Origin of the sequence: Streptomyces sp. NPDC101166 (assembly GCF_044768125.1) — a bacterium.
Lineage (GTDB): Bacteria > Actinomycetota > Actinomycetes > Streptomycetales > Streptomycetaceae > Streptomyces.
In genome coordinates, this window is sequence record NZ_JBIWPF010000007.1 from 347,208 (window position 1) to 358,722 (window position 11,515).

The 11,515-nt window shown below is 72.5% G+C and carries 13 protein-coding genes; 8 read left to right on the top strand and 5 right to left on the bottom strand.

Annotation, left to right across the window (positions count from 1 at the left end):
* Window positions 1-142 precede the first annotated feature (142 nt).
* Window positions 143-874, top strand: coding sequence for a polysaccharide deacetylase family protein (locus ACIRS4_RS15945; protein WP_404195445.1), 732 nt, complete (start codon window positions 143-145; stop codon window positions 872-874).
* Window positions 875-1,054: 180 nt separating this feature from the next.
* Here the strand turns inward: ACIRS4_RS15945 and ACIRS4_RS15950 are convergent, their stop codons facing one another.
* Window positions 1,055-1,828, bottom strand: coding sequence for a polysaccharide deacetylase family protein (locus ACIRS4_RS15950; protein WP_404195448.1), 774 nt, complete (start codon window positions 1,826-1,828; stop codon window positions 1,055-1,057).
* A 240-nt stretch (window positions 1,829-2,068) separates the two neighbouring features.
* On the opposite strand from ACIRS4_RS15950, the gene ACIRS4_RS15955 reads away from it, so the two are divergent.
* Both ACIRS4_RS15955 and ACIRS4_RS15960 read left to right on the top strand, forming a co-directional pair.
* On the top strand, window positions 2,069-2,563 hold the full coding sequence (locus tag ACIRS4_RS15955) for a hypothetical protein (RefSeq protein WP_404195451.1): 495 nt from the start codon (window positions 2,069-2,071) through the stop codon (window positions 2,561-2,563).
* A gap of 181 nt (window positions 2,564-2,744) precedes the next feature.
* Window positions 2,745-3,539: a hypothetical protein gene (locus ACIRS4_RS15960; RefSeq protein WP_404195453.1), complete on the top strand. Its 795-nt coding sequence runs from the start codon at window positions 2,745-2,747 to the stop codon at window positions 3,537-3,539.
* Between the two features lie 52 nt (window positions 3,540-3,591).
* On the opposite strand, the gene ACIRS4_RS15965 is transcribed toward ACIRS4_RS15960, so the two are convergent.
* On the bottom strand, window positions 3,592-4,356 hold the full coding sequence (locus ACIRS4_RS15965) for an IclR family transcriptional regulator (RefSeq protein WP_404195456.1): 765 nt from the start codon (window positions 4,354-4,356) through the stop codon (window positions 3,592-3,594).
* A 187-nt stretch (window positions 4,357-4,543) separates the two neighbouring features.
* On the opposite strand from ACIRS4_RS15965, the gene ACIRS4_RS15970 reads away from it, so the two are divergent.
* The 5 genes from ACIRS4_RS15970 to ACIRS4_RS15990 all read left to right on the top strand — a co-directional run bounded on the left by ACIRS4_RS15970 (window position 4,544) and on the right by ACIRS4_RS15990 (window position 8,638).
* A complete protein-coding gene (locus ACIRS4_RS15970) occupies window positions 4,544-5,005 on the top strand; it encodes a hypothetical protein (RefSeq protein WP_404195458.1) in 462 nt (153 codons plus the stop codon).
* A gap of 181 nt (window positions 5,006-5,186) precedes the next feature.
* Window positions 5,187-6,629, top strand: coding sequence for an amino acid permease (locus ACIRS4_RS15975; RefSeq protein WP_404195461.1), 1,443 nt, complete (start codon window positions 5,187-5,189; stop codon window positions 6,627-6,629).
* Entirely contained in the window at window positions 6,626-7,324 is a 699-nt protein-coding gene (locus ACIRS4_RS15980) for an HAD hydrolase-like protein (protein WP_404195464.1), read from the top strand. The genes ACIRS4_RS15975 and ACIRS4_RS15980 overlap by 4 nt, the downstream gene beginning before the upstream one ends.
* Window positions 7,321-8,103, top strand: coding sequence for a cyclase family protein (locus ACIRS4_RS15985; protein ID WP_404195467.1), 783 nt, complete (start codon window positions 7,321-7,323; stop codon window positions 8,101-8,103). Before ACIRS4_RS15980 ends, ACIRS4_RS15985 begins: the two co-directional genes overlap by 4 nt.
* A gap of 91 nt (window positions 8,104-8,194) precedes the next feature.
* Entirely contained in the window at window positions 8,195-8,638 is a 444-nt protein-coding gene (locus ACIRS4_RS15990; RefSeq protein WP_404195470.1) for an Lrp/AsnC family transcriptional regulator, read from the top strand.
* Here the strand turns inward: ACIRS4_RS15990 and ACIRS4_RS15995 are convergent.
* From ACIRS4_RS15995 to ACIRS4_RS16005, 3 genes are read right to left on the bottom strand one after another with little or no spacing between them, the layout of a single operon-like run.
* Window positions 8,616-8,744, bottom strand: coding sequence for a hypothetical protein (locus ACIRS4_RS15995; RefSeq protein WP_404195473.1), 129 nt, complete (start codon window positions 8,742-8,744; stop codon window positions 8,616-8,618). The two genes, ACIRS4_RS15990 and ACIRS4_RS15995, sit on opposite strands and share 23 nt — an antisense overlap.
* Window positions 8,741-10,171 (bottom strand): aldehyde dehydrogenase family protein, encoded by a 1,431-nt coding sequence (locus ACIRS4_RS16000; RefSeq protein ID WP_404195476.1) that lies wholly within the window; start codon window positions 10,169-10,171, stop codon window positions 8,741-8,743. The genes ACIRS4_RS15995 and ACIRS4_RS16000 overlap by 4 nt, the downstream gene beginning before the upstream one ends.
* Window positions 10,164-11,246, bottom strand: a complete 1,083-nt coding sequence (locus ACIRS4_RS16005; RefSeq protein WP_404195479.1) for a homoserine dehydrogenase — start codon at window positions 11,244-11,246, stop codon at window positions 10,164-10,166. Before ACIRS4_RS16005 ends, ACIRS4_RS16000 begins: the two co-directional genes overlap by 8 nt.
* Window positions 11,247-11,515 lie beyond the last annotated feature (269 nt).

An 11,515-nucleotide genomic window follows, 5' to 3' on the forward strand; every position in this document is an offset into this window, starting at 1 on the left:
CGGAAAGTCCTCGAACGTCAGTGCATCCATGGGCGCTTCGTCAGCGTCCTACAGACAAGTCACCGCTTCCGCGGGCAAGTCCAGCGCCTGCACGGGCAGGTCCAGCGCTTGCGCGGGAAGTTCATCGCTCCGGGGGGATCCGATGCACCGACGTCTCGTCGTCTCACTCGTCACCGCCGCACTGTGCGCCACCGCACTGACCGGCGCGACCGGCGCCGCTTCCGCCGCCGGCTCCGCCTCTGCCACCGCCGCCGTCGACTGCCGCAAGGTGAAGTGCGTCGCCCTCACCTTCGACGACGGGCCGGTCGCCGACACCCAGCGGCTGCTGCGCATCCTGAAGGACCGTAACGTCAAGGCGACCTTCTACGTCGTCGGCAGCAACGTCCAGCGCAACCCGTCCACCGTGCGCGCCGAGGCGCAGGCCGGCCACCAGATAGGCAACCACAGCTGGGACCACGCCGACCTCACCAAGCTCAGCGCCGCCAAGGTCAAGTCCCAGTTCTCCCGCACGGACGCGGCGGTCAAGAAGGCCATCGGCAAGAACCCCACCACGGTGCGCGCCCCCTACGGCGCCAACAACGCGACCGTCCGCAGGGCCGCCGGTCGGCCGCTCGTGCACTGGAGCGTCGACACCCTCGACTGGAAGTACCGCGACTCCGCCCGGATCGTCCGGACCGTGACCGCGCAGACCAGGCCCGGGGACATCGTCCTGCTGCACGACATCCACAGGACGACGGTCAGCGCGGTGCCCGGCATCATCGCGGCCCTCAAGGCCCGGGGCTACCACTTCGTCACCGTCGACCAGCTCTTCGCCCCGGCCAAGCTGCCCGTCGGCAAGGTCACCTACAGCAACCGCGCCGCCTACCGGCCCTGACCGGAGCCGCGGGGGCCGGTGAGACCCGGTGCCCACCCTGGGAGGGGTGGGAGCCGGCCCCCGCACAGGCGTGCAGACCCTCATCCTCCGGGGCGCACTCAATGCCGTGGCGACAGCCACACTTGCAGCCCATGAAGACGCCTGTCAGGGGAGGGGCCGGGGCGCTTGCGTGACTGTCGCTCAGCGCACCGGGAAACCGCAGGTGTAGCCCTGATCCTTGAGCCAGGGGAGGATCCGGCGCAGGGCCGCCACGGTCTGCGAGCGGTCGCCGCCGGCGTCGTGGAAGAGGAGCGTCGGCCCGTTGGACAGCTGCCGCCGGACGGTGGCGACGATGGCGTCCGCGCCCGGTCGTTCGAAGTCCTTGGAGTCCACGTTCCAGCCCAGCGGGCGCATGCCCCGGGAGGCCGCGAGCGCGCGGCTGGAGGGGGTGAAGGCGCCGCCGGGCGCGCGGTAGTACATCGGCCGGACGCCACCGGACGCCTCGGTGATCATGCGCTCGGCGTCGAGTATCTGCTGCGACTGGTAGGCCTCGGACTTCTTGTCCATGGCGGTGTCGTGCGACACCGAGTGGTCGCACAGCCGGTGCCCGGCCGCGACGACCTGCTTCACGAGGTCCGGGTGGGCCTTCGCCTGCGTCCCGACCATGCAGAACGTGGCCTTCACCCCGTTCTCCCGCAGCACGTCGAGCATTTGGGGAGTCCACTCGGGGTCGGGGCCGTCGTCGATGGTGATGTTGACGCCGCGCGCGCCCTTGTCCGAGGCGTGCGCGATGGTCGCCGCGACCGGCTTGGCGGCGGCGCTCGGCGCGGCCGACGCGCTCGCCTTGGGCTTCGGGCCGCCCACGATGCCGGCCTGCGCGCTCCACACCGAGGCGCCGGTGGCGAGCACCGTCACCCCCAACGCCGCCCCGATGAGCTTGCCGTACCAGCTCCGCCCACCACCGTGCCGTGCCATGCCCGCCCCGCTTTCGCCAAGTCCTCGCCGATCCCCGGTCACTTCGCGACCACTTGGCATGACGAGATCCGCCCCCGAAGGGCTCCCTCCGTTACCGATCACGGACAATCCCGGGGGTGTTCACGGACAACTCACCGGGGGAGCGCGCCGCCGACAGCCGCCTTACACGACGAAACGGGCGCTGTCGTGAAACTTCCGAAGGAGCCCCTGATGTCGCGTCGCGGCTGCCATGCTTGAGGCGTGACGTGGTCAACTCTCGCGCCGCTCATCGGCGTTGTACTCGGCGGGCTCGTGTCGTGGCTGGCCCAGCACTCGTCGGGGCGGGCCACGGAGCGCGCCGAACAGCGCCGCAGCGAACGCGACTGCGCCGAAGCCCGTCGCAGCGAACGCCTGGCCCACTTGGTCGACTTCCTGTCCGCGGTGCAGGAGGCCGAACGGGTCGCCGTCGACCACTACCAGCACCATGTGTCCGACGAGCGGTGGCAGGAGCGGGCCCGGCAGACCGTGGACCGGATGTGGGTGGCCCAGAAGACGATCCACATGCTGTGCCCGCCCGAGGTGAACGAGGCGGCCCGCCGCCTCGCCTTCGCCGTCCAGAACGTGCTCAGAGAGGGCCCCGACGATCCGGGCGAGCCGCAGGACGAGAAGATCTGGGCCGCCATCCGCCCGAGCCGGCGCGATTTCCTCGACGTCGTACGCGGCCACCTGCACACAGAGCCGACCGCTCCCGGTTGATCGACCCCGTGGAGGGGACGCTGTCGCCCGTTCGGGCGCGCACCCTGCGCGCGGGTGGGCTGTGAGGCTCGAGGATGGGCCGTGCGACGTGTTCCCACACGAAGGTGGAAGACCATGCAGACGTCCGTCACCTCGCTGAGCCTCCGTACGGCGCCCGTGACGACGCGGGGCAGGTGACGGGGTGACCTGGTTGACCTCGCTGCCGGCGGTGGTGCTGGTCGTGGGCTGGCTCGCGCTGGCCCTCCTGGTCGCGGCCGCGGCGCGGGTCGGCGTCCGGGCGCTCGTACCGGCCGAGGAACGGGACCGGGTCCCGCAGATCGCCACGCCCCTGATGCCGACACTCGGCGCTTCCTTCGCCATCTTCGCCGCGCTCACACTGGCCAGCGAGGCCGGCTACCTGCGCGCGGCCGAGGGGCTGGTCAGCGACGAGGCGGCCGCGTCCTCCCGCCTGGCATGGGCGGCGACCAGTCCGCGCGTCCACTCGGAGCCGATCCACACGGCGTTGCTGGACTACCTGCGGAACACGCGTGCCGAGGAATGGAAGGCCGGCGCGGCGGCGGCCGGCGACGGCCCCGTCACCGCCCGCGCCATCGCCCGGCTGGAGCGGACCGTGCGCGCCGAGGCGGCCCGCCCCGAGGTGGGAACCCCGACCGGCACGGAGCTGGTGGCGTCCATGGACGGTGTCACCAGCAGCCGTCGCGCCCGTATCGCCGCCGCCTCACGCGAGGTCCCCGCGCTCTACGTCGTCACGCTGGTGGTCAGCGGACTGGCCCTGATCGTGAACTCGGGAGCACTGGTCTTCCGCAGCAGCCTGCGCACGTCACTTCTGATCGTGGGCGTGGCGAGCGTGGTCGGCCTGAGCCTGGCCCTGCTCTTCGCCCTCAGCGCTCCCTGGAACGGCCCGCTCCTCGTCAGCGGGCACCCGCTCGACGCGATCATCGGCAACCTGAAGTCGGGCTTCTTCGGCGCCGGCTGAGGACCGCAACGCACGAGGCGCGTCGAGCGGTGCCCCTCCCGGATCGATCCGTTCAGGACCCGCTCAGGGCCGTCTCCAAGCGGCGCCCCCAGCGCAGAGCGGCGTCCGCGCATTCCTGTGTCCGGGGTTCCAGCCGCCGTCGCGGTCCGACGACCTGCACGGCGGCGACGACCTCGCCGGTGAAGCCGCGGACCGGTACGGCGACCGAGTACAGGCCCGGCTCGGCCTCCTCGTCGACGACGGAGTAGCCGCGTCGCCGGGTCAGCTCCAGCCGGCTCAGGAAGTCGTCCAGGCCGGTGGGCGTGTTGGGGCCGTGGCGGACGAACTCGGTGCGGGCGAAGACCGCGGCCACCTCGTCGTCGTCGGCGTCGCTCAGCAGCGCCTGGCCGCAGTCGCTGCAGTAGGCCGGGTAGGGGCGGCCGATCCAGGAGCCGAGCTGGCGGCTGCCCGGCGGTACCCGCTCGGCGATGGTCACGGTGGTGTCGCCGACCAGGACGCCGAGGTAACAGCTCTCGCCGGTCTCGGCGGCCATGCCCTCCAGGGCGGTGAGACCGTCGGTGCGCAGCCGGTGCGCGGTGAGGTCCCGCGCGGCGGCGTACAGCCGCCAGTGCGGGGTGACGCCGCCCGAGGCGTCGTCGCGGACGACGAACTCCTCCGCGCTCATGGCGGTGAGCGTGCGGGACAGCTGGCTGCGGTCGCGGCCCATTCGGCGTGCCAGCTCCGAGACGGACACGGCGGAGCCGTGCCGCCGGCCGGCGGCCGTGCTGCCGGCGAGCGCCGACAGGGCGTCCAGGCCCTTCGCAACGCTTGAGTCCACGCGCTCCTCCACCGTGCCGACGCCCTGAGCCCGCCGGGTCGCCGTCCCCATGGCCTGCCGGTCCGCACTCTAGCGCGCCCTCTCGACCGATCATGAATGTGCAGCATCTGCATCTTGCCGTGCATTTAATGCACGCCTAACATCCTCGTACCAGCCGACGCCGCACGTCGAGGGATGAGGAAGACGCATGGCCATGACGACGATCACGCCGGACGCCGCCGCACAGGACCGCAAGCCCGTACGGCGCCGCACGGTTCGCGCGATCAAGGTGCACTGGCCGGTCCCGGCGGCGACCCTGGCCGCGTGCGCGGCGGGCGACCTGGACGCACTGCGCGCCGACGAGTCCTTCGCCCCCCTGCTGCGGGTCTTGGAGACCTCGCCCGAACTCGGGGACTTCGGCGTCTACGGCGATGTCTTCGAGGTGGCCCTCGGCGTGGAGAGCTTCACCGTGCGCACCGGCGCCCAGCCCACCCTCGGCTCGGTCGGCGGCCGCTTTCTCTCCTCGACGCTCGCCGTGACCACGTATGTCGACGCCACGGCCGGCGACGACGAACTGGACCTGCTCCTCGCCCGCCTCACCGACGTCCACCCCTGGGAGGTCCCGGTGATCGAGCTGTCCGCCCCCATGGACCTCGTCACCCGGGGCTGACCCCCGCCCGCTGCAGCTGCTCCCCGAGCCCGTCGCCCGCACCGGACGACCGCTCCCGCCCGTGTGCGACCACCCCCTCGCGCACTCCCGCCCCCGAAAGTGGCCCGACCCCACAGCCATGCCCTGCCGATCGCCCCCACGCCTGCGCCCCTCCCCGCCCCGCTCCGCAGAGGAGACCGCCTTGTCCGTCTCAGCCGTACCGGAGAACCCTCCGGCCACCGCAGACTCCGCTCCCCAGCCGCCCTCCGACGGTCTGCGCAGAACCATGCGCTCGCGCCATCTCGTCATGATCGCGATGGGCGGTGTCATCGGTTCCGGCCTGTTCCTCAGCTCCGGGTTCACCGTCTCCCAGGCCGGCCCGCTCGGCGCCGTCCTCGCCTACCTGGTCGGCGCGTTCGTCGTCTGGCTGGTGATGGCCTGCCTCGGCGAACTCGCGGTCGCCTACCCCGTCTCCGGCGCCTTCCACGTCTACGCCTCCCGCTCGATCGGCCCCGCCACCGGCTTCGCCACCGCCTGGCTGTACTGGCTGACCTGGGCTGTCGCCCTCGGCTCCGAGTTCACCGCGTGCGGGCTGCTGATGCAGCGATGGTTCCCCGGGGTCGGCGTCTGGGTCTGGTGCGTGGTCTTCGCGGCCGTCGTCTTCGGCGTGAACGCCTTCTCCGCCCGTGTCTTCGGCGAGACCGAGTACTGGTTCTCGCTGGTCAAGGTGATCGCCGTGGTCGCGCTGATCATCCTCGGCGGCGCCGCCCTGCTCGGCTTCCACCCGCTGGCCTCCGGCGGCTCGCACCCCTTCCTGCTGGAGAACTTCGCCACGCCCGACGGCCTCTTCCCGCACGGTTTCTCCGGCGTCCTGGTCACCGTGCTCGCCGCGTTCTACGCCTTCTCCGGGTCCGAGCTGATCGGCGTCGCCGCCGGGGAGACCGAGAACCCGGCAGAGGCCGTCCCGAAGGCCCTGCGCGTCACCGTCGTCCGCCTGCTGGTCTTCTTCGTCGGCGCGATCACGGTGATCGCCGCGACCATCCCGTACGACAAGGTCGGCCTGGACGAGAGCCCGTTCGTCACCGTCTTCTCCTCCCTGGGCGTCCCGTACGCCGCCGACGTCATGAACTTCGTGATCATCACGGCGCTGCTGTCGGCCGGCAACAGCGGCCTGTACTCCTGCGCCCGCATGCTGTTCTCCCTCGCGGAGGAGAAGCAGGCCCCACAGGCGCTGCGCCGGCTCAGCCGCCGGGGCATCCCGCTGACCGCGCTCGCGCTCAGCATGCTCGGCGGCCTCGCTTCCCTGGTGAGCAGCGTCGCGGCGCCCGAGACGGTCTATCTGGTGCTGGTGTCGATCGCCGGGTTCGCCGCCGTCGGCGTATGGATGTCCATCGTGGCCGCCCAGTTCTTCCACCGCCGGTCCTTCGTCCGCGCGGGCGGCGATCTCGGCAGCCTGCCCTACCGCACGCCCTTCTACCCGGTCGTCCCCGTCCTCGCCTTCGCTCTGTGCCTCGCCTCACTCGTCGGCATCGCCCTGGACCCGGCGCAGGCGGCGGCCCTCTACTTCGGCGTCCCGTTCGTGGCGGGCTGCTACCTCTACCACTGGCTGCGCCACGGCCGCCGTACCGCTGGAGCGATCGCGTGAACCCGCCCACCTGTCTCCTGCTCGACCTCGACGGCACTCTGGTGGACTCGGCCGCCGGCGTGACCGCCAGCGCCGCCGAGGCCCTGCGGGCGGTCGGGGCACCGGTCCCCGACGCGCCCACCCTGCGCGGCTTCGTCGGCCCGCCGATGTACGACACCTTCCGGGACGTCGTCGGCCTCCCCGAGCCCACCGCGCGGGCCGCCCTGACCGTCTACCGCGCCGAGTACGCCCGCAACGGCGCCTCCAGCGCCACCTTGTACGACGGGATACCCGAACTGCTCGACTTCCTGGCGGCGCGCGGGCTCCCGCTCGGCATCGCGACCTCCAAGGTGCAGGACCAGGCCGAGCTGATGGCCCGCCGCTTCGGCCTCGACTCCCGCCTGAGCACCGTCTGCGGGGTGTCCGACGAGGCCGGCCGTACGACGAAACGGCTGGTGATCCGGGAGTGCGTCGCCCGACTGCGGGCGGGCGGCGCGGACGTCAGCCGCCCGCTCATGGTCGGGGACCGCGCCTACGACATCGAGAGCGCCGCCGCCGAAGGGATCCCCGCCGTCCACGTGCGGTGGGGGTACGGGGGCCCCGAGGAGTCGGCCGGCGCGCTCGCGTCCGTCACCGAACCGGCCCGACTCGCCGAGTTGGTCGACCTGTTGCACACCGCCCGAAGCACCGTCGAGAAAGAGGACGAGCACGCATGACATCGCACACCGCCGCGACCGACGGCGCCCCCGAACCGCCGCTGTGGGCCCTGCACCGGGAACTGATCGGCAAGACGGTCCGCACCGACCTCACGCACGCCTTCCACCCCGGCCAGCCGCACTTCCCGGCCTTCCCGGACGAGCGGCGCGAGATGCCCTTCGACATGTCCCGCGGCGACGGCTTCAACGTGCACCTGTACACGATCGTCGGGCAGTGGGGCACCCACGTCGACCCTCCCGTGCACTTCGTCGACGGCGCACGGCCCCTGGACGAGATACCCGTCGACGAGATGATCCTGCCGCTCGTCGTCCTCGACATCGCCGAACGCGTCGCCGCCGACCCGGACTCCGTGCCGACGATGGACGACGTGGCGGCCTGGGAAGCACGCAACGGCCGTGTTCCGGAAGGGGCGTTCGTCGCGCTGCGCACCGGCTGGGGCCACCGCTGGCCCGACCCGGCCGCCATGGCCAACAAGGACGAGGCGGGGGTGAGCCACTACCCGGGCTGGTCCGCCGAAGTCCTGACGTACCTCTTCGAGGAGGCCGGCGTCACCGCGATCGGACACGAGCAGACCGACACCGACCCGGGACTCGCCACCTCCGCGGGCGACTTCGGCCTGGAGCGGTACGTCCTGGAACGGGACCGCTGGCAGATCGAGCTGATGGCCAACCTCGACCGGGTACCGGAGGCGGGCGCGCTGATCATCGCCACCTGGCCCAAGCCGCAGGGCGGTTCGGGCTTCCCGGCCCGCGTCTTCGCCCTGCACCACACGGGCTGAAGCTCCGCCGCACACCAGCCCCGGCGGCCGTCGCGATCCGGCCGCCGGGGCTTTCGCCCGTCAGGACAGACGTCAGGAGACGAGCCGCGCCATGGACGCCATCGACGAGCAGATCATCACCGAACTCACCCGCAACGCCCGGATCTCGCACGCGGAACTGGGCCAGCGGGTACGGCTGTCCCGCAACGCCGTGCGCCAGCGCGTCGAACGCCTGGAACGGCAGGGGCACATCGGCGGCTACACCATCGTCCGCCCGTCACACGGGCCGGACCACGCCGTGGTGGCCGCTCACGTCATGGTCTACCGCGAGGACCGGATGCGCGGCGGCGACGTCCTCGCCGCCCTCAAACGCATCCCGGAGGTGGTCTCCTGCGATGTCCTCAGCGGCCAGTTCGACCTGCTGGTCAGTGTGGAGGCCGCGTCCCTGGAACGCGTACAGGGCATCTGGGAGCAGATAGCCCAGATGCCCGGTGTACGGGACACGGTGACGGCGCTCGCGCTGTCCCGGGTGGTCAGCCGGCCACGACAGCCATGAGGTGCGGCACGGTCTCACGGTCCGGCAGCCCGCGTCGTACGGCGGTGTCGGCCATGTCCGCCGGCGAGCCCCACTCGACCCGGAACCCGGCGCCCATGTCGCTCACGCCGGCTCCCTGTTGAGGCAGACCACCTTCGGCTGGGTCATCTCCTCGTAGGCGAAGCGCACACCCTCGCGGCCCATGCTGCCGTACTTGAAGCCGCCGAAGGGCATCGCGTCGAAGCGGTAGTCGGAGGAGTCGTTGACCATCACGCCGCCGGCCTCCAGCAGGTCGGCCGCGGCCATCGCCCGGTCCAGCGAGCCCGTGAAGACGCCCGCGTGCAGGCTGAACTCGATCTCGTTCGCCCGCGCGACGGCCTCCTCGAAGGAGTCCACGGGCTGGAGCACGACGACCGGCGCGAACGCCTCCGCACGCCAGACGGCAGAGGTGCCCGGCACGTTCTCCAGCACGGTCGGCGCGTACAGACCGCCGTCCCGTTCGTGCCCGCACAGCAGCCGCGCACCCTCGGCGAGCGCTGCGGCGACCGTGGCCTCGGCGGCGGCCGCGGCCTCCTCGCTGATCATCGGGCCGACGTCGGTGCGCACGTCCGCCGGGTCCCCGGCCCGCAGCCGCCGGGTCCGCTCGACCAAGGCGTCCCGGAAGTCCGCGTACACCTCACGCTCGACGAGAATCCGCTGGGTGCCGATGCAGTTCTGTCCGGCCGCCCAGAACGCCCCGGAGACGCACGCCTCGGTGGCCGCGTCGAGATCGGCGTCCGCCAGCACCAGGACGGGGGCGTTGCCGCCCAGGTCCATCGCGAGTTTCTTCAGGCCGGCCGAGCGGGCGATGGCCTCGCCGGTACGGAACCCGCCGGTGAAGGACACCATGCGCACGTCCGGAGCCGCCACCACGGCAGCACCCAGCTCCGCGCCGCCGTTGACCACGGTCACCACCTCCTCCGGCAGCCCGGCCTCCACCAGGGTGTCGACCAGCCGCAGCGCGGACAGGGGCGTGAGCAGAGACGGTTTGAGGACCACCGCGTTGCCGCCCGCGACCGCCGGCCCGAGCTTGTGCGCGACCAGGTTCAGCGGGTCGTTGTACGGCGTGACGGCCGCGATGACGCCGAGCGGCTCGCGGGTGAACCAGCCCAGCCGGCCCTCCGATCCCGCGTACGCGTCGAACGGCACCACCTCGCCCGCGTTGCGGCGGGCCTCGGCGGCGGACAGCCGAAGGGTGTTGACCGCGCGGCCGGTCTCCTTGCGGGCCTGGACCAGCGTCTTGCCCGCCTCGGCGACGATCAGCCGGGCGAACGACTCGGCACGCTCCTCGATCAGCCTGGCCGCGCCGTCCAGCACGGCCGCACGAGCGGCGCGGGAGAGCCGGCGGGCCGTCTCCCGGCCGCTGCGGGCGCGCCGCAGCACGTCGGCCACGGCGGTGGCGGGGGTGAGGCAGACGGAGCCGATGGTCTCGCCGGTGTAGGGGTTGCGCACCGGCGCCATGCCGTCGCCGGCCAGACCGATGCCGGGAGCGGCGCCCAGGGCGGTGTCAGCCACGGTGGGCCTCCTGAAGGGTCTCGGCGCCGGCGACCGTGCTCCGTTCGTGGATGTCGATGACGTCGGACAGCAGGGCGTACGCCGTCTCGGTGCGTCCGGCGCCGGGGCCGCCGACGGTGACGGTGCCCAGCAGGTCGGTGTGGAAGGCGACGGTGTTGACGGGGCCCGTGACCCCGGCGAGCGGGTGCTCGGCGGGGAGCGCGACGGGGGCGACCCGGGCCTCGACGGTGCCGTCCGGGCGCCGGGCGGCGGAGCCCACCAGCTTCCAGCGCAGTCCCTCGGCCGCGGCCAGGCGGATGTCCTCGGCGGTGAGGGCGGAGATGCCGGTGCAGGGCACGTCCGCGCGGGTCAGATGGGCGCCCAGCACCTCGTTCGCGAGGATCAGGACCTTCAGCTGGACGTCGTACCCCTCGATGTCGGCGGTCGGATCGGCCTCCGCGTACCCCAGGGTCTGGGCCTCGGCGACGGCGTCAGCGAAGGACAGGCCCGACTCCAGGCGGCCGAGGACGTAGTTGGACGTGCCGTTCAGGACGCCCTCGAAGCCGGTCACGGCGAGTCCGCCGAACATCCGGCGGGCGGTGCGCAGCACCGGAGTGCCGGACATCACCGTGCCCTCGAACTCGAAGCACACCCCGTGCCGCCGGGCCAGTTCCCGCAGGCTCCGGCAGTGCAGGGCGACCGGCCCCTTGTTGGTGGTGCAGACGTGCTTGCCGGCCTCGATCGCCCACCGCACGTGCGACAGCGCGGGCTCGCCGTCCGTGGGGTCGGTGAAGGTCGCCTCGGCCACGATGTCGGCGGGCACCTCACGGATCACCCACTCGTTGCGGGGGTCCGCGCTGCCGCCGTCCATGGGGGAGAAGTCCAGTTCAGCGGGGGCGACGGCGAGCAGCGACGCCAGGTCGATGCCGTCCCCGTCCGTGCGCACCAGCGACCCGGCCCGCAGGTCGGTGATGGCCACCACCCGCAGCGCGAAGCCGAGTTCGGCCTCCAACGCGTCTCCGCGGCCGGCGATCAGCTCGGCGAGCGCACGGTTCACGCCCCCGAACCCGATGAGGGTGAGGTCGTATCGGGTCATCCGGTCCTCCTTCTCCAGCGGCGCCGCCCACCTGGCGGCCCGGCCACGCACAGCTTCACGCGCGGGCAGGTCGGTGCGGCCATGCCGAAACGGCCGGGAGGACTGCCGATGCGCACCGGGCGCATGCCGCTCGTCCTGCGCCCGCGCCGCCGCGGCGGAACGGACCGCTCGGCACTAGGGCGTGTTTCGAAAGTCCCGTCTGGCTCGCGACGCCTGGCACGCGCGCTCGCCGCGTTGTCGGGATCGCCCTCGTACGCCCAGTACGAGGG

Bases quoted from the DNA above. Each gene is read 5' to 3' on its own strand.
- ACIRS4_RS15945 (WP_404195445.1), top strand. From the start codon at position 143: ATGCACCGACGTCTCGTCGTCTCACTCGTCACCGCCGCACTGTGCGCC.
- ACIRS4_RS15950 (WP_404195448.1), bottom strand. From the start codon at position 1,828: ATGGCACGGCACGGTGGTGGGCGGAGCTGGTACGGCAAGCTCATCGGG.
- ACIRS4_RS15970 (WP_404195458.1), top strand. From the start codon at position 4,544: ATGGCCATGACGACGATCACGCCGGACGCCGCCGCACAGGACCGCAAG.
- ACIRS4_RS15985 (WP_404195467.1), top strand. From the start codon at position 7,321: ATGACATCGCACACCGCCGCGACCGACGGCGCCCCCGAACCGCCGCTG.
- ACIRS4_RS15990 (WP_404195470.1), top strand. From the start codon at position 8,195: ATGGACGCCATCGACGAGCAGATCATCACCGAACTCACCCGCAACGCC.
- ACIRS4_RS16005 (WP_404195479.1), bottom strand. From the start codon at position 11,246: ATGACCCGATACGACCTCACCCTCATCGGGTTCGGGGGCGTGAACCGT.